Origin of the sequence: Candidatus Microthrix parvicella Bio17-1, assembly GCF_000299415.1 — a bacterium.
In the GTDB taxonomy this organism is placed as follows: Bacteria; Actinomycetota; Acidimicrobiia; order Acidimicrobiales; family Microtrichaceae; genus Microthrix; species Microthrix parvicella.
In genome coordinates, this window is record NZ_AMPG01000002.1 from 910,227 (window position 1) to 927,785 (window position 17,559).

Annotated in this window: 18 protein-coding genes; 11 read left to right on the forward strand and 7 right to left on the reverse strand. The window is 66.6% G+C overall.

Annotation, left to right across the window (positions count from 1 at the left end; all coding sequences use genetic code 11):
- Nucleotides 1-83 precede the first annotated feature (83 nt).
- The 3 genes from MPARV_RS24790 to MPARV_RS0112370 are packed head-to-tail and all read left to right on the forward strand — an operon-like array spanning nucleotide 84 to nucleotide 2,933.
- Entirely contained in the window at nucleotides 84-569 is a 486-nt protein-coding gene (locus MPARV_RS24790; protein WP_012225531.1) for a sterol desaturase family protein, read from the forward strand.
- The gene (locus MPARV_RS0112365; protein ID WP_020378462.1) at nucleotides 566-2,179 is read left to right on the forward strand and encodes a GMC family oxidoreductase N-terminal domain-containing protein; all 1,614 of its coding nucleotides are present in this window, start codon (nucleotides 566-568) and stop codon (nucleotides 2,177-2,179) included. Before MPARV_RS24790 ends, MPARV_RS0112365 begins: the two co-directional genes overlap by 4 nt.
- Nucleotides 2,172-2,933 carry a class I SAM-dependent methyltransferase gene (locus MPARV_RS0112370; protein WP_020378463.1) on the forward strand — a complete coding sequence of 254 codons (762 nt, stop codon included), beginning with the start codon at nucleotides 2,172-2,174 and terminating at the stop codon, nucleotides 2,931-2,933. Before MPARV_RS0112365 ends, MPARV_RS0112370 begins: the two co-directional genes overlap by 8 nt.
- Here the strand turns inward: MPARV_RS0112370 and MPARV_RS22775 are convergent.
- Together MPARV_RS22775 and MPARV_RS0112380 are read right to left on the reverse strand one after the other, a co-directional pair.
- The gene (locus MPARV_RS22775; RefSeq protein ID WP_162143567.1) at nucleotides 2,930-4,162 is read right to left on the reverse strand and encodes a DegT/DnrJ/EryC1/StrS family aminotransferase; all 1,233 of its coding nucleotides are present in this window, start codon (nucleotides 4,160-4,162) and stop codon (nucleotides 2,930-2,932) included. The genes MPARV_RS0112370 and MPARV_RS22775 overlap by 4 nt on opposite strands.
- A 23-nt stretch (nucleotides 4,163-4,185) precedes the next feature.
- Complete coding sequence (locus MPARV_RS0112380) at nucleotides 4,186-4,860, reverse strand: glycosyltransferase family 2 protein (RefSeq protein ID WP_012225523.1); 675 nt, start codon at nucleotides 4,858-4,860, stop codon at nucleotides 4,186-4,188.
- Nucleotides 4,861-4,975: 115 nt separating this feature from the next.
- Between MPARV_RS0112380 and MPARV_RS0112385 the strand changes: the two genes are divergently transcribed.
- From MPARV_RS0112385 to MPARV_RS0112405, 5 genes are all read left to right on the forward strand, one after another.
- The gene (locus MPARV_RS0112385) at nucleotides 4,976-5,842 is read left to right on the forward strand and encodes a phytanoyl-CoA dioxygenase family protein (protein ID WP_020378466.1); all 867 of its coding nucleotides are present in this window, start codon (nucleotides 4,976-4,978) and stop codon (nucleotides 5,840-5,842) included.
- A gap of 27 nt (nucleotides 5,843-5,869) precedes the next feature.
- The gene (locus tag MPARV_RS0112390; RefSeq protein ID WP_012225517.1) at nucleotides 5,870-6,136 is read left to right on the forward strand and encodes a YdeI/OmpD-associated family protein; all 267 of its coding nucleotides are present in this window, start codon (nucleotides 5,870-5,872) and stop codon (nucleotides 6,134-6,136) included.
- A 218-nt stretch (nucleotides 6,137-6,354) separates the two neighbouring features.
- Nucleotides 6,355-7,023, forward strand: a complete 669-nt coding sequence (locus tag MPARV_RS0112395; RefSeq protein WP_202948830.1) for a succinate dehydrogenase cytochrome b subunit — start codon at nucleotides 6,355-6,357, stop codon at nucleotides 7,021-7,023.
- Nucleotides 7,023-8,996 (forward strand): fumarate reductase/succinate dehydrogenase flavoprotein subunit, encoded by a 1,974-nt coding sequence (locus MPARV_RS0112400; RefSeq protein ID WP_020378468.1) that lies wholly within the window; start codon nucleotides 7,023-7,025, stop codon nucleotides 8,994-8,996. The genes MPARV_RS0112395 and MPARV_RS0112400 overlap by 1 nt, the downstream gene beginning before the upstream one ends.
- On the forward strand, nucleotides 8,993-9,742 hold the full coding sequence (locus MPARV_RS0112405) for a succinate dehydrogenase/fumarate reductase iron-sulfur subunit (RefSeq protein WP_020378469.1): 750 nt from the start codon (nucleotides 8,993-8,995) through the stop codon (nucleotides 9,740-9,742). Before MPARV_RS0112400 ends, MPARV_RS0112405 begins: the two co-directional genes overlap by 4 nt.
- A gap of 150 nt (nucleotides 9,743-9,892) precedes the next feature.
- Here the strand turns inward: MPARV_RS0112405 and MPARV_RS0112410 are convergent, their stop codons facing one another.
- The 3 genes from MPARV_RS0112410 to MPARV_RS0112420 form a co-directional block, all read right to left on the reverse strand.
- Complete coding sequence (locus MPARV_RS0112410) at nucleotides 9,893-10,414, reverse strand: hypothetical protein (protein WP_012225509.1); 522 nt, start codon at nucleotides 10,412-10,414, stop codon at nucleotides 9,893-9,895.
- A 350-nt stretch (nucleotides 10,415-10,764) separates the two neighbouring features.
- Nucleotides 10,765-11,622, reverse strand: coding sequence for a type II toxin-antitoxin system VapC family toxin (locus MPARV_RS25895; protein ID WP_320408789.1), 858 nt, complete (start codon nucleotides 11,620-11,622; stop codon nucleotides 10,765-10,767).
- A 205-nt stretch (nucleotides 11,623-11,827) separates the two neighbouring features.
- Nucleotides 11,828-12,199 carry a hypothetical protein gene (locus MPARV_RS0112420; protein WP_012225503.1) on the reverse strand — a complete coding sequence of 124 codons (372 nt, stop codon included), beginning with the start codon at nucleotides 12,197-12,199 and terminating at the stop codon, nucleotides 11,828-11,830.
- A gap of 1,192 nt (nucleotides 12,200-13,391) precedes the next feature.
- Between MPARV_RS0112420 and MPARV_RS24795 the strand changes: the two genes are divergently transcribed.
- Both MPARV_RS24795 and MPARV_RS0112435 read left to right on the forward strand, forming a co-directional pair.
- On the forward strand, nucleotides 13,392-13,760 hold the full coding sequence (locus MPARV_RS24795; protein WP_157789592.1) for a hypothetical protein: 369 nt from the start codon (nucleotides 13,392-13,394) through the stop codon (nucleotides 13,758-13,760).
- A 440-nt stretch (nucleotides 13,761-14,200) separates the two neighbouring features.
- Nucleotides 14,201-14,926, forward strand: coding sequence for a YrhK family protein (locus MPARV_RS0112435; protein WP_031278475.1), 726 nt, complete (start codon nucleotides 14,201-14,203; stop codon nucleotides 14,924-14,926).
- On the opposite strand, the gene MPARV_RS0112440 is transcribed toward MPARV_RS0112435, so the two are convergent.
- Together MPARV_RS0112440 and MPARV_RS0112445 are read right to left on the reverse strand one after the other, a co-directional pair.
- A complete protein-coding gene (locus tag MPARV_RS0112440; RefSeq protein WP_020378475.1) occupies nucleotides 14,914-15,741 on the reverse strand; it encodes an SDR family oxidoreductase in 828 nt (275 codons plus the stop codon). The genes MPARV_RS0112435 and MPARV_RS0112440 overlap by 13 nt on opposite strands.
- A complete protein-coding gene (locus MPARV_RS0112445; protein WP_020378476.1) occupies nucleotides 15,738-16,439 on the reverse strand; it encodes an acetoacetate decarboxylase family protein in 702 nt (233 codons plus the stop codon). Before MPARV_RS0112445 ends, MPARV_RS0112440 begins: the two co-directional genes overlap by 4 nt.
- A gap of 124 nt (nucleotides 16,440-16,563) precedes the next feature.
- Here MPARV_RS0112445 and MPARV_RS0112450 point away from each other — a divergent pair, with 124 nt between their 5' ends.
- Complete coding sequence (locus MPARV_RS0112450; RefSeq protein ID WP_020378477.1) at nucleotides 16,564-17,481, forward strand: DMT family transporter; 918 nt, start codon at nucleotides 16,564-16,566, stop codon at nucleotides 17,479-17,481.
- Nucleotides 17,482-17,559: the final 78 nt, after the last annotated feature.

Consider the following 17,559-nt stretch of genomic DNA (forward strand, 5'->3'; position numbering starts at 1 on the left):
ACCGGTGGCCGGACGCCGAAGCCTCCGGTAGGTTCTGTTCATCTCCCCCACTTCGCACCTCTCGACTGCAACGAGCGACGGCGATGTCCCCGGTTGAGGTCGGCGTGATCGCCGGTCAACTCGCAGCGGGTTTCGTGCTCTGGACACTGGTTGAATACTGCGGGCATCGGTGGTTGATGCACAGCGAGATGGGGCCGCGGTTCATCCGTCGATCCCACGCCCAGCACCACCGAGATCCATTGGGGTTGACGTGGCGCGATTCCATCGCGTTTGGCGGGTCCTTCCTGCTCGCCCTTGCCGGCGTGGCGGCGCTGGGCGCCATCGTCTTCGGTCGCTCCAGCTTGCTGCTTGCAACAGGCGTCGGCATCGGCTCGATCGCCTACTCCCTGTCGCACCGCTACGCCCACAGCGAGACGTTCACGCCCGATGCCCGGTCGCGCTCCCCCTGGAACGCCCACCTTCGTCACCACAACCTCGATGCCCGCGCCAACTTCGGGTTCACGACCGTCTTCTGGGATCGGGTGTTTGGCACCATCGGCGAGCGTCCGCTCGTGGCGCCCGAGGGTTGAGCGACGCCACACCCGTCACCGTGGTGATCGGCTCCGGGCCCACCGGCTTTGCCGCCGCGCATCGCCTGGTGAAGCTCGGGTACCGACCGATCGTCCTCGACGGGGGCACCACCCTCGACACCGACCGTCGGCGGATGGCGGACCGACTCGCCGCCCACCCGCCTGCACCACTCTCAGAGGCCGACTCGGCGCTGCTGACCGGTGACCGAGCGACCGTCCGCCCCCTTCCGCGGCACCTGGCGTTTGGCTCGGGCTACCCATACGCCGATCACGACGAACGGGCCCCGATCGACTGCGACTTCCCCGGCGCTCCCGTCCCATCGTTGGCCGTCGGTGGCTTGAGCAGCGTCTGGAGTGGGGCAATGCTTCCCATCGCCGAGGCCGACCTCGCCTCGTGGCCGATCGGTGCGGCCGACCTCGCACCGCACTATCGGGCCGTGATGCAACAGGTCCCGCTGAGCGGCGGCGAAGACCCGCTGCATCGCGACTTTCCGCTCTACACCGCATCGGTCGGCAAGCTGCCCATCCCCACCGCCGCCACCACCATCCTCACTCGGCTTCTGCGCCGGGGCCGGGCTCGTCCCGATCACGGCATCATCGCGGGACACGCACGGGTGGCGGTCCAGTCCGAACCCGAGAATTCGCTCGCCTGCCGGGCCTGTGGCCGCTGCCATCTCGGGTGCGCCTACGGATCGATCTGGTCCAGCGCCCCGCCCCTCGAACGGTTGGCCGCAAACGGGTCGATCGATCACCGGCCCGGCACCGTGGTGCGTCGCATCATCGAGCGCGACGACCGGGTCGCCGTGGCGGCCGACGGGCCGTCCGGGCCGGTCACGATCGAGGCCGACCGGGTCTTCGTCGCGGCAGGGGCCATCGCCTCCACCCGGATCGTTTTGGAAAGCCTCGGGCTGTGGGATCGCCCGGTCCGCCTGGCGACCACGCAGGGTTTCGGTCTGCCGATCCTGCTCCCGCCCGGAATGATCGTGTACACCCGGCCCACGTCGCTGGCATCGCTCTTCATCGAATCCAGGCTGGCCGACTCTCCGCACTGGGTTCACACCCAGATCGGGCCAGTCAACCAACTGACCCAAACCGAGCTGGCCCGACGACTCAAACGCCTGCCGGTCGGCGATGCGCTGGCCACCTTGGTGGCCCGGCGCTCACTGGCCGCGTTGGGCAACCTCCATTCGTCGGAGGCCGGTCATCACCTGCTGACGCTGACGAGGCAACCAGGCCGAATCCCGGAGCTTCGAATCCGCACCGTCGCCAACGACCGATTTCCGGCACGAGCGCGGATGGCGGCACACCCGGTTCGTCGTGCGCTGGCCCGCGCAGGCGTGGCGACCCTTCCGCCCCGAGGTCAGCTGGTCGATCAGCGCCCGGTGTCCTGGCACGTCGGCGGCTCGTTACCGATGCGGCACCAGCGACGTTCCCCGCTCGACACCGACGTCCTCGGGCGTCCAAGTGCCTGGCGGCGAACCCATGTGGTCGACACCTCGGTCTTTCCCGACCTGCCGGCCACCACCGTGACCCTGCCGGCCATGGCAAACGCCGACCGGATCGTCACCCTGGCAATGACCAACCAGCAGGAGGAACCCGCCGATGGATGATCGCTGGATCGATGCCCTCGCCACAGTTGACCAGTGGCACTGGCTCTACCGGGAGCGGGCCGATCGCATCGCCGCGACACTCGGGCGGTGGGGGCCCGGCGCCGGCGCCCTCACCATGCTCGATGTCGGATGCGGGCCCGGCGGAACCACCACAGAATTGTCCAGCTACGGTCACATCACCGCCATCGACCCGTCAACGGCCTCACAGCGCTGGGTCACCCAACGGCTCCCGGATGCACGGTTCCTCCTCGGCGGCGTGGACCAACTGGACGATCTGCTCGGCGACGAGACCTTCGACGTGGTCAGCGCATTCAACTCGCTCTACCACCGGTCGATCACCGACCCTCGACATGCTGTCGAATCACTGGCCCGCCAGGTCGCCAACGGCGGTCTGCTGATGCTGGAGGAGCCAGCAGACCAACGGCTGTTCCGCCAGCAGGACCGGGTCAGCCACACCGGACGCCGCTTCGACATCATCGACCTGGTCGAACCGTGCGAGGCCGCCGGCCTTCGGGTGGTGAGCCGGCGGTTTCTCCACAGCTGGGCCTGGCCGGCCGCCCGCATGATTGCTTGGCGTGATCAGCGTCGCCCACCGGCCGGCGACGCTGTGGCCTCGGAGATGGCCAGCCCACTCATGGACGCCGTCGCCGCCCGGCTGGAGCGCCTGGAGGGTGCGGCGGTCCGGCGCGGCTACTCCCCCGGATGCGGCACCGGATGCTGGGTTGTGGCGACGCGCGACTCACCGAAGGACTAACCGCCTCCCCTGCCGCCCAGCACCTGCACCACAGCGTCGGTCACCCGGGCTCGGTCTCGTCGGCTCATCCGGTTGTTCATGGGCACGTAGAACGCCCGCTGTTTGATCCGCTCCGCCACCGTGCACGACTTCGCCACGTCGGGGTACAGACCGCCGTCGCTCAACAGCGGCAGGTTGGTCGGCGCGGTATCGATCCCCAGCCTGGCCAGCGCCCGTTGGAACCCGGCCGGGTCGTCCACCACCACCACCGTCTGCCAGAACACGTGAACTCCGGCCGGCGCACCCTGGGGGACGCTGCAGCCGAGGCCCCGCAGCGCCCCTCGAAGCCGCTCGGCGTCTCGACGGCGCTGTTCGTTACCGGGCTCTACGGAGGGCAGGACGGCCAGACCCACCCGTGCCTGATGCGCGCTCAGCCGTTCGAACGCCTCGGGGGCCAGCTCGCCGGTGCCCGCCCCGGGGGTGTTGGCGCCGGAGATGGCGTCCTCGACGCCCGGCGCCCAGCGCCGAAGTGCCCGAATCAGCGGAAAGGCCACCGCGCTCCACATCGACTTGTGCGATCCGGCGTTCCAAGCCAGGTCAACCAGCACCTTGGGCGGTACTCGGCGTGCGGGCGGATGCGGCAGCCTCCGTTGCGCGGTACGCAGCAGCCCGGCCAGCGATGTCGAGTTGGTCACGGCCAACCCTCCCCCATAGGCGTCAAGGGTCTTGGTGGCCGAGCAGCTGTAGACACCCACATCGCCAAACGTGCCCAGCGACCTGCCCCCGACCGATGCGCCCAGGTTGTGGGAGAAGTCCTCGATGACGAACAGGCCGGCCCGCGCCGCCACCTCGATCAAGGGCGTCGGGTCGGCGGCGATACCAAACAGGTAGGTGATCAGCGCTGCCCGCGTGTTCGGGGTGATCGCGCGTTCGAAGGCCTCGACGTCGAAGATCAGCGAGTTTGGGTCGATGTCGACGAACACCGGCCTGAGCCCCAGCGAGAGCACGGCGTCCATCATCGGGGAGATGGTGATGGGCGGCATCAGCACCTCGCTGCCGTGGGATAGCGCCTGTGATTCCAAGGCCTGATGCACCGCGGTGCGGGCAAAGGCAAACGACACGCAATGCGCTGCTCCGACGTGCTCGGCGAAGCGCCGCTCAAACGTCTCGACCACCTGGTCATCGGGCGGACCTTGAGACCGCAGCGTTGCCACCGAGGACGTCACCAGGTTGCGAACGTCAAACGGCACCGAGTGGTACACCCTCGCTCGCGCTATCGCCATGGTGCCCGCCGAGGTATCCGATTTTTGAAGTAGGAGGCGGCCATCCCCAACCGGGAGCCCAGGCTGGTGCGGCGTTGCGCCCCATCGATCATCTCGAGATCGAGGTCGCACGACGCGACGCGCTGCGCGGTGAAAAACAGTTGCATATCGATGGGGGAATCGGCAGCCGGATCCAGCAACTCCCGCCTGAACAGCCGAGTTGAGCTGGCTTCACACACCGATCGTGGCACCCCGAACAGCGGACCGAGTTGCCGTGCAACCCGCGACAGTCCGATATTGCCCAGCGACGAGTGTCGACGAGCATGTCCGTAGACCGCATCGTGGTGCTCGCCAAGGTCCCGCAGCTTGCCCAGGATCTCGCTCGTCAGCCGCCAGTCGTCGTCCACCGTGACGATCCACTCGGTCGTTGCGATCCGGCATCCTGCCAGGGTCGCCTGCACCTGGCCCACCTGCTCCGGGTTTTCGATCACGGTCAGGACCTCACGTTGGGCAGCCAACCTCCGCAACACCCGCAGTGTTTCCTCACCGCTGCAATCGTCGACCAACACGATCGGCGAGCCGGGGAGCAGCGCGATCAACACGTCGACGAAGCCCTCGATCCACGGCCCCGAGTTCAGCGTGGGCACCACCACGGTCACCGCCTCAGGCTGTATCTCCCCTGGCACCACACGGTCTCCTTCAAGTGCGCCGACGCGTCCAGCCCGATCCACGGCTGCCTGTGGGCGGCCGAACTCTACCCGGGGCAGGGGTTTGGCTCCGAGGCCGCCGTATCATCGAATCATGGGTTCTCAGTCCGATCGAGCAACGTCCCACCTGGAACGGGGCGAATCCCGCCGGTTTGAGGTTCCGATTGGCGACGACCTTCTGGAGTACGTCATCGATGGCGCCGTCGAGTTCGGCGACGACGAGGTGCTCCTCGATCACGAGGACGACCTCACTGCCGGGTCCGGTTGGCGCGCCGACGGCTACACCGTCGAGAAGATCGTGACGGCTGAGGAGGATGCGAAACTGCTGGCAGGGACGACAGAACTCATCGTTGCGGATCTCAGGAGGTTCGGCCATGACGTACCTCCCGGATTCAGCCTGGACCGGTACCACACGATTGTCACCACCAGCGAGCAACACCTGGAGATATCCCGACTGCGCAGCTTCTATTTCGGGATCGACCAGTTCCCCATCGACATCGGGTTGATTGAGGCCCGCCTCTCCTCGCTTCTCGCAATTCAGGTTGAAGTGATGGCCAACTCGGAAATCCCGCAGGTGTTCGGGGTTCGCATGGTTCGACCTGGCTCTCGCGACAGCAATCCGCTGCACCGCGACTCATGGCTTGATCGTTTGAAGGACAGCATCACGCTCTACATCCCGCTGGTGGGGAGCACCTCGCGGTCGTCGCTTCCGCTCGTGCCGGGCAGCCACCTTTGGCCCGAGTCAGAGACCGAACGCACCGTCGCCGGCACCCAGGTTGATGGGGTGCAGTTCTCGGTTCCCGCCGTTACCGGCGCCACACGTCCACTCCGCCCAATTCGACCAAACCCCGGGCCGGGCGAGGCTCTCATCTTCTCCCCATATCTCATCCACGGCGGCGGCCGGAACTTCGAGCCGGATCAAACGCGGGTCTCTCTGGAACTGCGTTTCGCCCGGGTTTGAAGGCCGCAGGTCGCTACCGTGGGAGCCATGAACGACGAGGAGGTACCCGGAGGCGTGGTCCACCAGCTTCCGGTGGACCTACGCGACGCCTTACGGGCGAACAACACCGCGCTCGTCGCTTGGCACGACATCACGCCCCTTGCCCGCAACGAGTTCATCTGCTGGGTCGAAGACGCCAAACAGGACACCACACGCGCACGTCGAATTCGTCGGACCAACGAGGAGTTGGAGGAAGGCAAGCGGCGCCCGTGCTGTTGGCCCGGGTGCAAGCACCGGGAGCGCAACGGGAGGTAACCGCCGGTTCGGCCTCGTGTACTGTCGCCCGAAGCAAGATCGAGTCTGCTCCCACCCGCGTTGCTCCGAAGCCAGATTGCGCCTTGTGACCACGGAGGACGAATCATGTTCGCAGTGCGCGGGTTACCCACCTGTGGGGGGCCAAGATGGTAGGGCCGCCAGCGCGTCCCGCCGTCGTGGCGGTGTTCCGCCCGAGGCTGTCGAACGCACGACTCAAGATGACCATGGCGGTCACCGGCATCGTCTTCATCGGCTACGTCGCGGTTCACATGATCGGCAACCTCAAGGTGTACCTCGGGGCGGACTCGATGAACGACTACGCCGGGTTCCTACGTGAGCTTCTGGTGCCGCTGCTGCCCCAGGAATCGGTGCTGTGGGCCCTCCGGGTGGTTCTGATCGTGTGTCTCGTCGGCCACATCGGCGCAGCGTGGATGCTCACCCGACGGGCGAGGGCCGCCGGAGCGATGCGAACCAGCCGAGGTCACCGGGTGGTGTGGTGGCGCTCGTTCACGTCGCGCACCATGCCGACCAGCGGCATCGTGATCGGTGCGTTCATCGTGTTTCACGTCCTCGACCTGACCGTCGGCACCACCGGCGCCGGTGGGTTCCGGCACCCCGAAACCATCGGGGGCGACACCCGCTACTTCGCGTACGAGAACCTCGTCGCCGGCTTTCAGCGGCCGGCGGTTGCGGTGTTCTACATCATCGCCATGGTGTTCCTGGGCGCACACCTGATGCACGGCGCGTGGGCGGCCATCAACGACCTCGGTGTAACCGCCGGTCGCAGCAGGCGCGTTGGGTGGATCGTCGGCACCGTGCTGGCCGCAGTGGTCATGGTCGGCAACATCTCGATCCCGCTGGCCGTCATGGTCGGGGTGATCAGCTGATGTCCGAAACGAGCGAGACGTTCGCACCCGACCTCGATGGTCTACGCCACCTCGGCGAAGACCTCGACGGCCGGGCGCCGACCGGCGACGATCCCGCCCGGCTGTGGGCCGATCGCCGGCTCGGCTACCGGCTGGTCAGCCCCGCCAACCGTCCCAAGTTCAAGGTGATCGTGGTCGGCACCGGCCTGGCCGGTGCCGGGGCCGCGGCTGCGCTCGGCGAACTCGGCTATCAGGTCGAGTGCTTCACCTTCCACGATTCGCCGCGACGCGCCCATTCGGTCGCCGCCCAGGGCGGCATCAACGCCGCCCGCGCCCGCAAGGTGGACAACGACAGCGTCGAGCGGATGGTGCTCGACACCGTGAAGGGTGGCGACTTCCGCGGGCGCGAGGCCGACGTGTACCGCCTGGCCGAGGAGTCGGGCCGGGTGATCGACCACCTCGACGCCATCGGGGCGCCGTTCGCCCGCGAGTACGGAGGGTCGCTGCGCACCCGCTCGTTCGGCGGTGTGCAGGTCAGCCGCACCTATTACGCCCGCGGCCAGACCGGCCAGCAGCTGCAGGTGGCGGCATCCCAGGCGCTGCTGCGACAGGTGGCGTGCGGCAACGTGACGTTGCACACCCGCCACGAGATGCTCGACCTGGTCGTGGTCGACGGCCGCGCCCAGGGCGTCGTCGTCAGGGACCTCGTGTCCGGCGAGGTGCGGGCGGTGACCGGTCATGCGGTGGTCCTCTGCACCGGCGGCTACGGCAACGTCTATTACCACTCAACGCTCGCCAAGAACTCCAACCCGACGGCGGCCTGGCGGGCCCACAAGCGCGGCGCCTACTTCGCCTCGCCCAGCTTCATGCAGTTCCATCCGACCGCGCTGCCGGTGAACGCCCCATGGCAGACCAAGACGACGCTGATGAGCGAGTCGCTGCGCAACGACGGCCGGGTGTGGGTGCCCAAGCTGGCGGCCGACGACCGCCCACCCAACGACATCCCCGAGGCCGATCGCGACTACTACCTGGAGCGCAAGTACCCCAGCTACGGCAACCTGGCGCCGCGCGACATCTCGTCGCGGGCCGCTCGCGAGCAGATCGACGCCGGCCACGGCGTCGGCCCGCTGAACAACAGCGTCTACCTCGACTTTCGTGATCCCCTCGATCGGCTGGGCCGCGACGTCATCGCCGAGCGCTACGGCAACCTGTTTGAGCTCTATCGGGAATCCACCGACGAAGATCCGTACACGGTGCCCATGCGCATCGCCCCCGGCGCGCACTTCTCGATGGGCGGGCTGTGGACCGACTACGACCAGCGCACCTCGATCCCCGGCCTGTTCGTCGGCGGCGAGGTGGGCAACAACTACCACGGCGCCAACCGCCTGGGCGCCAACTCACTGTTGTCGGCGTCGGTCGACGGCTGGTTCACCCTCCCCTACTCCGTGCCCGATCACCTCGCTCCTCTGCTCGGCACCCCCGCACTCGCTCCGGACGCTCCGGCGGTTCGAGCGGTCGTCGACGAGGTCCGCGCCGGCGTCGAACGGCTGTGCGCCATCGACGGCACGCACCCGCCCAGCTGGTTCCATCGCCAGCTCGGGGCGCTGATGTACACGCACTGCGGGGTGAGCAGGTCGGCCGAGGGGCTGAGGGCCGGCATCGTCGCCATCGGCGAGCTGTGCGAGCAGTTCTGGAGGGATCTCAAGGTGGTCGGAACGCCCGGTGAATTCAACCAGCAGTTGGAGCAGGCCGGACGCGTAGCCGATCTCCTCGAACTGGCCGAGCTGATGTGTATCGACGCGCTCGACCGGGACGAGTCGTGCGGTGCCCACTTCCGCATCGAGCACCAGACGGCGGGCGGCGAGGCCCTCCGCAACGACGACGAGTGGCGGTTCGTGTCGGCGTGGGAGCACCGCGCCGCCCAGCCGCCCGTCCGCCATCGCGAGCCGCTCGACTACCGCCATGTCCACCTCCAGACCAGGAGCTACGCATGAAGCTGCTGCTGCGAGTGTGGCGCCAGCGCAGGGCCGACCAGCCCGGGGCGTTCGAGGAGTACCCCGTCCCCGATGCCGCACCGGACATGACGGTGCTCGAACTGCTCGACCGGCTCAACGAAACCCTGGCCGAGCGTGGGGTCGACCCGATTGCGTTCGATTCGGACTGTCGAGAGGGCATCTGTGGTGCGTGCGGCATCACGATCGACGGCGTGCCGCACGGCCCGGTCGCCAACGTCGCCACCTGCAACCAGCACGTCCGCAGCTTCGCCGACGGCGCCACCGTCACGCTGGAGCCGTTCCGCGCCGGGTCGTTCCCGGTCGTTCGCGACCTGGTGGTCGACCGGGTGGCCCTCGACCGCCTGCTGGCAGCCGGCGGCTACGTCAGCGTCGACGCCGGCACCGCGCCGGACGCGGACGCGTCCCCGACCACGCACGAGGCGGCCGAGCGGGCGCTCGACTTTGCTGCGTGCATCGGCTGCGGGGCGTGCGTGGTCGCCTGCCCAAGTGGGGCGGCCCATCTCGTCGCCGGAGCCAAGCTGGCCCATCTCGCCATCTCCGGGCGCGGCTCGGCCGAACGCGGTCGACGCGCTCGAGCCACCGTCGACCTGCTCGACGCCGAGTTCGGCCCGTGCTCCACCCACGGCGAGTGCGCCGAGGTGTGTCCGGCTTCGGTCCCGCTCACCGCCATCGCCACCGTCAACCGCGAGCACCTCCGCGCGTCGTGGCGTCGGCGCGACGATTGACACCGCTCGATCAGCTGGTGTTCGAGGAGGCCAACAGCTCAGCGTTGGCCAGGTGGCTTGAAGATCCGAGGAACCGAGGTCTGCGGTGTCAACCTCCTCTCGGGCCCGCGAACACAAGGATCGACGGCGGCCGTGAGCGGCCGGCTACCCCTACCCGGAACCTCCAACGCTGAAGACGCCCCGAAGGTCATCGAGCCCGGCAGGCAGCTCGATGGGCGGGTCGGGCAGCTGCTCGACCCGCCGCTCCGCCAGGATCCGGCGCATTGCCTCGGGCTCGTCGCTCCACGAGCGGGGATCGCCCATCATCACCTCGTACAGCTCGACGCCGGCGTGCCCAGCGACGAAGGGCCCGAAGGCGGCGCCGTAGGGAAGCTCGAGATGCGTGCCCACGCCGCACAGCTCGTCGTCGCAGGTCAACTCGCCCGCCAGCACGGTGAGCGTGTGCGGGCTGTGGTGCCCGTGACGGCGCACGATCATGCCCGGATCCCACCTGGCGAACAGCGCGAGGTACAGCGGTTCCACCGAGAACGCCACCCATCGCTCCCATACGTGCGACTCGGTGCCGTCGGGGTTGCGCTGGCTGCGCACCGCAATCCAGGGCACGTCGTTGTCGCCACCCGGGCGGATGATCGTGTGTGTCAGCCCGTCGATCCTGGGCGCATCGTTGCTCACCTGGCGCTCCTCGTGTTCGCGGGTTGGGTTCGATACTGCAACCTAGACTGGGCGGACCAGCCGCGTAGCGGGAAGTGCAGCCATGGTGGTGCATCCTCGGCCGGTTGCGCGGGTCGCCCTACGTTTCCGCCGTGCGGTGTTCATCTGAGGCGCCGGCCGCTCGGACCAATCTCGGTCACGAGTCCGGGACATTCAGGCTGGCTGTTGGCCGGGACTATGCAGCGTGCGACTGGGGCCGTTACAGGGCGCTGTTCCCGCACTCCGGGGCAGGGATGCTGTGGCGGGATATGTGCAGGTCTGGTGCGCCCATTCTCGTTGAACTTTGGGGAGCGGTGCCATGTCGGGCTCGCTTAGGTCCACGGGTTTGTGACGGTGAGTTTGTCGAAGCGGTCGAAGTCGCTGGTGTTACGGGTGATCACGGTCATGTCGTGGTGGAGGGCGGTGGCGGCGATGAGTGCGTCTCGAAAGGGAGCGGGGTTGGGTACGTGCATCGCCGCTGCTTGGCGGGCGATCTCGGCATTGACTGGCAGGAGTCGATCTTCGAAGGCGGGCATGACGCTGGAGTCGAGCCAGGTTCGGAGGATGGCTCCCTTCGGTGGGTCGCTGCGTTCGGCGAGCAGGATTCCGTGTTCGAGTTCGTGAAGTGAGATGACTGAGAGGAACATCAGTGTTGCGGGCACGCTCTTTGCCCAATCCGTGACGCCCTTGTTGGCACGGCCACTTGCCGCTTTCCGGAGTTCGGAGACGACGTGTGTGTCCAGGACGAACATCAGTCGAACTCGGCGGGTGTGGCGATCTCGGAGGAGGCTGGGGTGTGAAAGCCGATTTCTTCGGCCCCAGATGGCTCGGCGAGGAGTTCGATGATGCTCGGTCGGTTGGCTGCGAGCCGTTGGTAGTCGGCGAAGGTGAGCAGTACGTAGGAGGGTTTGCCCCGGTCGGTGATGTAGACCGGTCCATTGTTGGCTGCGGTTTATGCGTTGCCGGTGTTCCGGTTGAATTCTCGGCTGGTGAGCTGCTTCGTGGGCATGGTGTGCCTCCTCATCGAATGTAGCAATGTTGCTACATTCGATGGGTGTTGGCAAGAGTCGGGTGTTCCTGACGGTTCGAGCCTGGTTCCGAGCCACTCGATCATTGCGACTCCAACCAAGCGAGCGGCCACTCGGTATACGGCGAAGTCGGTCGCCGCCGGTCAAGTGAGGGCGCCGCATAACGCTCACCGGCCCGAACCCGGCCGCCTCAAATACGGCGTATTTGAGATGCTCAAGGGGAGGAGGCTCGGAGCGATGAGCGCTACGCCGGCGCCCGCGCCCGCGCCCGCACTGACCGTTAGAACCTGCCCACCCACTCTTGACCAGTTTGTCGTGCGCCAGTCGAAAGGGCTCAGCTCATCCGCTCCAATCCTGGCCCAGCGGATCAGTGGTCCAGGGTTCCCTGGAAGATGTCCGGATCGCAGTTAAATGAGTAGCTGTATGGCTTCAACACCTTGGTAGGTCCGCCAACGGGGTAGACAACCTTCTTCTTGGTGTTGAGAATCAGAAGGTCGCCCGAGCGGAGCTTCATGGTGACCTCGTTGGCTGACGGGCCCCGAGTGGCTTGGACCGCGTCGGACAGTTCGCCCAGGCTGGTGCAGTGGTCAGTGCGGAGCTGGTTGAACAGTTTGAACGCAGCTGGCGGGCCGGTTGGCGTCGGGGCAGCGCATGCGCAACCGAAGCTGCTGGCTGCGAGTCCGACCAGGGCGACAACCGAGGTGAGGCTTCGGCGTGAAATGGTGGGAATCGTCGACATGATGGGCATCCTTCGTCCTGGTGACACGTGTTCGACACTAACGGCCATGCGTCGAAGCAACAATGGTCGTTGATTAGAACCAGGAACGTTCCCCCTCTCGGAGATGGCGGCGATGAAATCGCTAGCCGAGCTCTGCATAGTCCAGGTCAACAGCCGGGCGAATGCGCCGGTTCCGTGGCGCCGCAGTTGGGCGGAACGGCCGGGCCTTGTGCAGTCTCACAAACCACCGTATATGAGAGGCCCCGGCGAAGCCGAGCAGAAGGGCGCCGGCGGGCGTTCACAACTTGTGTCCGCAATCAACGTCTCACCGAATGCCGGTGCCACCGTCTTGGACACTCGGGGGTCACTCGACGGGCACACGGTTGAGACAGGCCCGAACGCGGCTGACAATCCGCCTGCGGCTGCGTCACTACCCACCTTTGGTCCGAATTCGCGGTGCACCGACCGCGGCCAGAGCCTCCCAGCAAAACCGTTCTATTCGCGCTACCAAGACCGGCCGCCGCCAACTCAGCAAGACGGCTACATCCCAGTCGCCCCTTCTTGGTTGTAGGTCTGCCCGTGATGGTCAGGTACTGGAAGGTGTCTACGTTCCGGCCCATACTTCAGACCGAGTGATCCATTCAATGAAGCTCCGCCCAAGCACCCGAGCAACCTTTCTATGACAGCCACCAAGACCGCACCGACACCCACCCCGAACACGCTGCTGTACCCGGCAGGCGGGTACCTCGCGGACGCGGACGAATTCCTTTACGAACCGACCGGCCAAGCTGTCATCATCGACGGCCTCCACGCGTCAATCGAGAGTGAGCCGGGCCCCTGCGACCGGACCAGATTGGAGTGACACTCACTTCGATCCGCCTGAAGAAGCCAAGATGCGCCGTGTATTCGACGCTTTCGGTTGCATCTCCGGGATTGTGCGGCGTTCAGGAAGGGCCGAAGTAGTGCGCTGCAAGCGGACTAGCTACCGCAGATACGTGGCGGCGATATGTGCGGATCGAGAGCGCCAGCTGCCGATCCTGGAAGTCGGTCTTGGCAGACGGCTCAAAGCCCGCATGCAACAGTCCCTGCGGGTGTCGGTGACCCCGTGCCGGAAGTGACCAAGGAACAGTGGCTCTCAGCACCGGTAGAGCGGCGACACCCAGACCGGTATACTTCGGGATTCAACCTTCACGATTCAGAAAGGCTTTTGTTCATGAATATTAAACGAACCGGCGTGGCCATTGTCGCAGCGATGACGTTGGTGCTGGCGGCAGGCTGCCACCCAACAACGAGCGACATAACCTGGACTCTTAGCCAGCAAGGCGTCAGGGATACTTACTGCTTTGACAAACAACTTACAAACGGTAATACAAAAGTCACATGCTCTGGCAAATACGGCGGCAAGACCCGCAAATGGACGGGCTACCTATACCCCCAAGATTCATCCTACACCTATATGTTTCCAACTTCTGGCGAATTCCCTAACTTCTATATTAGATACTTCAACGGCAAAGTCTGCTCAACCAAGAATCTCAGCCGCACCGGCAGCGGTCAGGGTCATCAAGAGTGTCACACCCCCTGATCGCAACCGAACACCGCAGGCGTACACCACCGCGTTCAACGACCAGAGTGCCGACGCGGGGCTAGCATCCCCCGTCGACTCCACGTTCGAGTCGTTGAGCGACCTCGACGTTCTGGTCGTACCGGCGCGAGGGCTGAGGGCTGGGGGCTGGGCCGATCTGGCTCCGGCGCACAACCTCGGAATGCATTACGCGAGCTGCTGGGAGAAGAGCAAGCCTGGGACCCGGTACCAGGTCGACAGTTTCTACGAAGGCAGGTAGACCAGCGTGGTCTGGGACCCACCAGGAATCATCGGGTCGACCATTCGATGCGAGTTCGGCACCCATCTATCGGTCACCGACCCACGCTCCTGGGTGGTGTCCCGGCGGTCAAGACCTAGGATCCAAGCGCAGCGCCTGCCGTGGGTTCGGACGGCGCCGGAAGGTGACCGCCGTGCCCCACATGTTCGTCAACCGTCCGAGGCAGCATGCCGTCCTCAACCCCCACGCAAGCGACCGCGACAACCGGAGGTGGGAGGCGATCAACACCGGGGTCTACCTCGTCGGCGGGGTGATGTTCGTCTGGGGCAGTGTGCTGTTCTTCCCGGCCTTCGAGAGCCGGGCCAACCGCGGCGCGTGGGTCTTCTTCGTCGCCTCGCTGATGTACCTCGCTGTTACGGGCCACGACCTGCTCGAGGTGATCCGGCATCGGGAATCACTCAAGGGGACGCCGACGATCTGGGACCGCATCGAGGCATGGGCTGCGGCCAGCTACGTGGCGGGCAGCGTATTGTTCGCCGTCGGCAGCATCTTCTTCCTGTCATCGGTCGGGATGTTCACCGCCGGCGCCGTGTGCTTCATCGTCGGCAGCCTGCTGTTCGTCTGCGGAGCGGTCATCAACGTGCTGCAGATCATCCAGGCCCGGGACCTGCGCATTCTCCAGTACATGAACCTCACCGCCATCACCTTCGTGACGGGATCGGTGCTGTTCCTCGTCGCATCCATCCCCTATCTCTTCAGCCTGCAGAGCGCCGCCGACACGCGAACCGTCGATGCCTTCCTCGCCACCCAGTACGTCGTGGGCAGCGCCCTGTTTCTGCTCGGCGGGGCGTTCAACTTTGTCCGTGCGCGCCTGATCGACCGTGGCTCAGCCGCCAGCAGCGATTCTGGTCACGGTCAGACGATGTAGTCGTCGTTGCTCGCCCTGACGGTGATGTCAGCGATGCTGACACCCCAAGGCTGGTTGATGGCGTGGATCACCTGGTCGGCGATCTGGCCCGGCGCCAGGGCGGCCAGCTCGATGCTGTCCTCGTCGGTGAGGCGGGCCGGCGGGTTCTCGGAGAACACCTGGGCGAGCTTGTCGTAGAACTGGTCCTTGTTGGCGCCGAGCACCGGGTTGACCGCCTCGACGTTGATGATCCCGCCGGCCAGTCCGGTGCCGGGCACGCCGGTTGGGCGCACCGTGGTCACCTTGATCTTGCCGAGCGACTCCTGGCGCAACGATTCGGACAGCACGTTGACCGCCGCCTTGGTCGCGCCGTAGACGGCGGCGCCGCCGACCGGTGCGTTGCCGTACACCGACGAGATGTTCACGACCTGGCCTCGGCCCTGGCTGATCATCTGGTCGTGCACGGCGATGATGCCGTGCAGGACGCCCTTGATGTTGATGTCGATGCAGCGGTCCCATGCGTCGGCGGCGGCCTCGTGGTCGGCGTAGAACGCCAGGGGCATCACCCCGGCGTTGTTGATCATCACGTCGATGGCACCGAAGCGGGCGACAACCCGGTCGGCGAACGCCCGCATCGCCGCCAGGTCGGTCACGTCCACCGTGCCGATCTCCACCCGCTCGCCGGCCAGGTCCGCCAGCGCGTCGGCGTCGATGTCACACGCACCGACGTTGGCGCCGAGCGCCGAGGCCTTCTCGGCGAGCAGGCGCCCGAAACCGCCCGCTGCGCCGGTGACGATCACGGTGCGTCCCTCGAGGTGGTTCGTCGCGGCGCTCACAGCGGTGCCCCCAGCTGGAACGTCGCGGTCAGATGTTCACCCCAACTGCAAAAGTCCGGCTCGGCGGGCATCCCGAGCGACGTCAGCTCATCGGCGATCGGCCCGCTGCCGATCGTCAGGTGCACGTCGCCGGGTTCGACGACCGCCGCCGACATGTCCATCGCCAGCGGCGTCCCGTGGGGGACGCCGTTCAAGTAGGAGTAGCTGGTCGTCTCGATCCGGACGGCGTCGTCGTCGGTCCGGACGCGGGGAACGGTCACGCTCAACGCAAGCTCGCCGCCGTCGAACAGCTGAAAGGTCACCTGCGCGTCGGTGTAGTCGGCGTCGATCCGGGTGACGACCTTGGGGAAGCCCATCACCAGATTTCCGGCCTCGCAGGTGAATTGCTGGTCCACCGGCATGCGGTAGATGAACGAGCCGATCACGTCGTCGCCCGCCCCCGCCGGCCGGGCCAGAAACCCAAGGTTGACCTCGTTGTAGTCACCCCACGGGTTGTCGCGGTAGTCGCAGAGGCTGATGATGAACTGGGCGACGCCCGGCCCGATCTCGATGATCTCGAAGCCGTCGCCGGGCAAGAGTGCGGCCGCCGCCGCTGCGGGCACGCTGAAGCCCATCGTGGCGGCGTTGAAGTCGTCGACGTTCATCGGAAACGTGATCGTCTGGTCTTCGATCGTTCCCCAGGTCACTCGCTCGGCCATCGGTCCCCCACTGGTTGTTGATCTCGGATTCTCAGTTAACTCGAAGCGCCGCACCCGAGGCGGCGGTCCATGTGGGGCCATCGTGAAGCGGCGAGGCCGGAGGCGGGCCGTTACCGTCGGCGCCGTGTCCGCCCGTTCGACCGCCGGCGCCCGCTTCGCCGGGCTGTCACCCAACTCGCTCGGCGCCCTCTACATGATCGTCGGCTCGGTCGGTTACGTCACCAACGACGCACTTGTTCGGGCCGCTACCGAGGAGGGGCTCGACGTCTACCAGGCCCTCTGTCTCCGCGGGATTGCGATGACGGCGATCTTCGCTACGATCACCCGCCGCCGGGGCGTCCGTGTCACCCGGCAGCAGTTCACGCGACCCCTCGTCGGCCGAGTGGCCGCCGAGCTGGCGGGAACGGCGCTGTTCTTCGCAGCGCTCATCAACCTCGACTTCGCCAACGCGCAGACGATCCTGCTGCTCGTCCCGTTCGCCGTCACCCTCACGGCGGCGCTCGCACTGGGTGAGCCCGTCACGGGACGCCAATACGCCACGGTCCTCGCCGGATTCGCCGGGGTCCTTCTGGTGGTGCAGCCGGCGACCGACGGCTTCTCGCTGTGGTCGCTGGTCGTCGTCGCCGGCGCCGGGTTCATGACCGTGCGCGAGTTCGCAACCCGACTCGTCCCCAAGGCGATCCCGGCCGTTTCGGTCGCCCTGATCACTGCGGTTGGGCTCACAATCCTCACCGGTGCCATCTCGGTCTTCACCGGTTGGAACACCGTCACGCCACGCGCCGCGCTCCTCGTCGTCCTGGCGTGCCTGAGCCTCACCGTGGGCTACGTCTTCACGATCCAGACCGTGCGCGTGGGCGACCTGAGCGTCTCGGCGCCCTTCCGCTACACGACGCTGCTCGGCGCCGTCGTCTTGGGCTACCTCGTCTTCGCCGAGATCCCCGATGCGCTCACCCTCGCCGGATGCGCGGTGATCGTCACCAGCGGCATCTACGCCATCCGTCTCGAACGGCGCCAGGCTGCCAGCGGCGCCGCCACCCGGTGACACCCTGGGACAACGGGCTCGGAGAGCCTCCGATGGCCGGCTGCCCCCGATTGGCCTGGTCCCGGTCAGGAAGCGACG

Bases quoted from the DNA above. Each gene is read 5' to 3' on its own strand.
- MPARV_RS24790 (WP_012225531.1), top strand. From the start codon at position 84: ATGTCCCCGGTTGAGGTCGGCGTGATCGCCGGTCAACTCGCAGCGGGT.
- MPARV_RS0112370 (WP_020378463.1), top strand. From the start codon at position 2,172: ATGGATGATCGCTGGATCGATGCCCTCGCCACAGTTGACCAGTGGCAC.
- MPARV_RS0112385 (WP_020378466.1), top strand. From the start codon at position 4,976: ATGGGTTCTCAGTCCGATCGAGCAACGTCCCACCTGGAACGGGGCGAA.
- MPARV_RS0112390 (WP_012225517.1), top strand. From the start codon at position 5,870: ATGAACGACGAGGAGGTACCCGGAGGCGTGGTCCACCAGCTTCCGGTG.
- MPARV_RS0112395 (WP_202948830.1), top strand. From the start codon at position 6,355: ATGACCATGGCGGTCACCGGCATCGTCTTCATCGGCTACGTCGCGGTT.
- MPARV_RS0112400 (WP_020378468.1), top strand. From the start codon at position 7,023: ATGTCCGAAACGAGCGAGACGTTCGCACCCGACCTCGATGGTCTACGC.
- MPARV_RS0112405 (WP_020378469.1), top strand. From the start codon at position 8,993: ATGAAGCTGCTGCTGCGAGTGTGGCGCCAGCGCAGGGCCGACCAGCCC.
- MPARV_RS25895 (WP_320408789.1), bottom strand. From the start codon at position 11,622: ATGCGGCGCCCTCACTTGACCGGCGGCGACCGACTTCGCCGTATACCG.
- MPARV_RS0112420 (WP_012225503.1), bottom strand. From the start codon at position 12,199: ATGTCGACGATTCCCACCATTTCACGCCGAAGCCTCACCTCGGTTGTC.
- MPARV_RS24795 (WP_157789592.1), top strand. From the start codon at position 13,392: ATGAATATTAAACGAACCGGCGTGGCCATTGTCGCAGCGATGACGTTG.
- MPARV_RS0112435 (WP_031278475.1), top strand. From the start codon at position 14,201: ATGTTCGTCAACCGTCCGAGGCAGCATGCCGTCCTCAACCCCCACGCA.
- MPARV_RS0112445 (WP_020378476.1), bottom strand. From the start codon at position 16,439: ATGGCCGAGCGAGTGACCTGGGGAACGATCGAAGACCAGACGATCACG.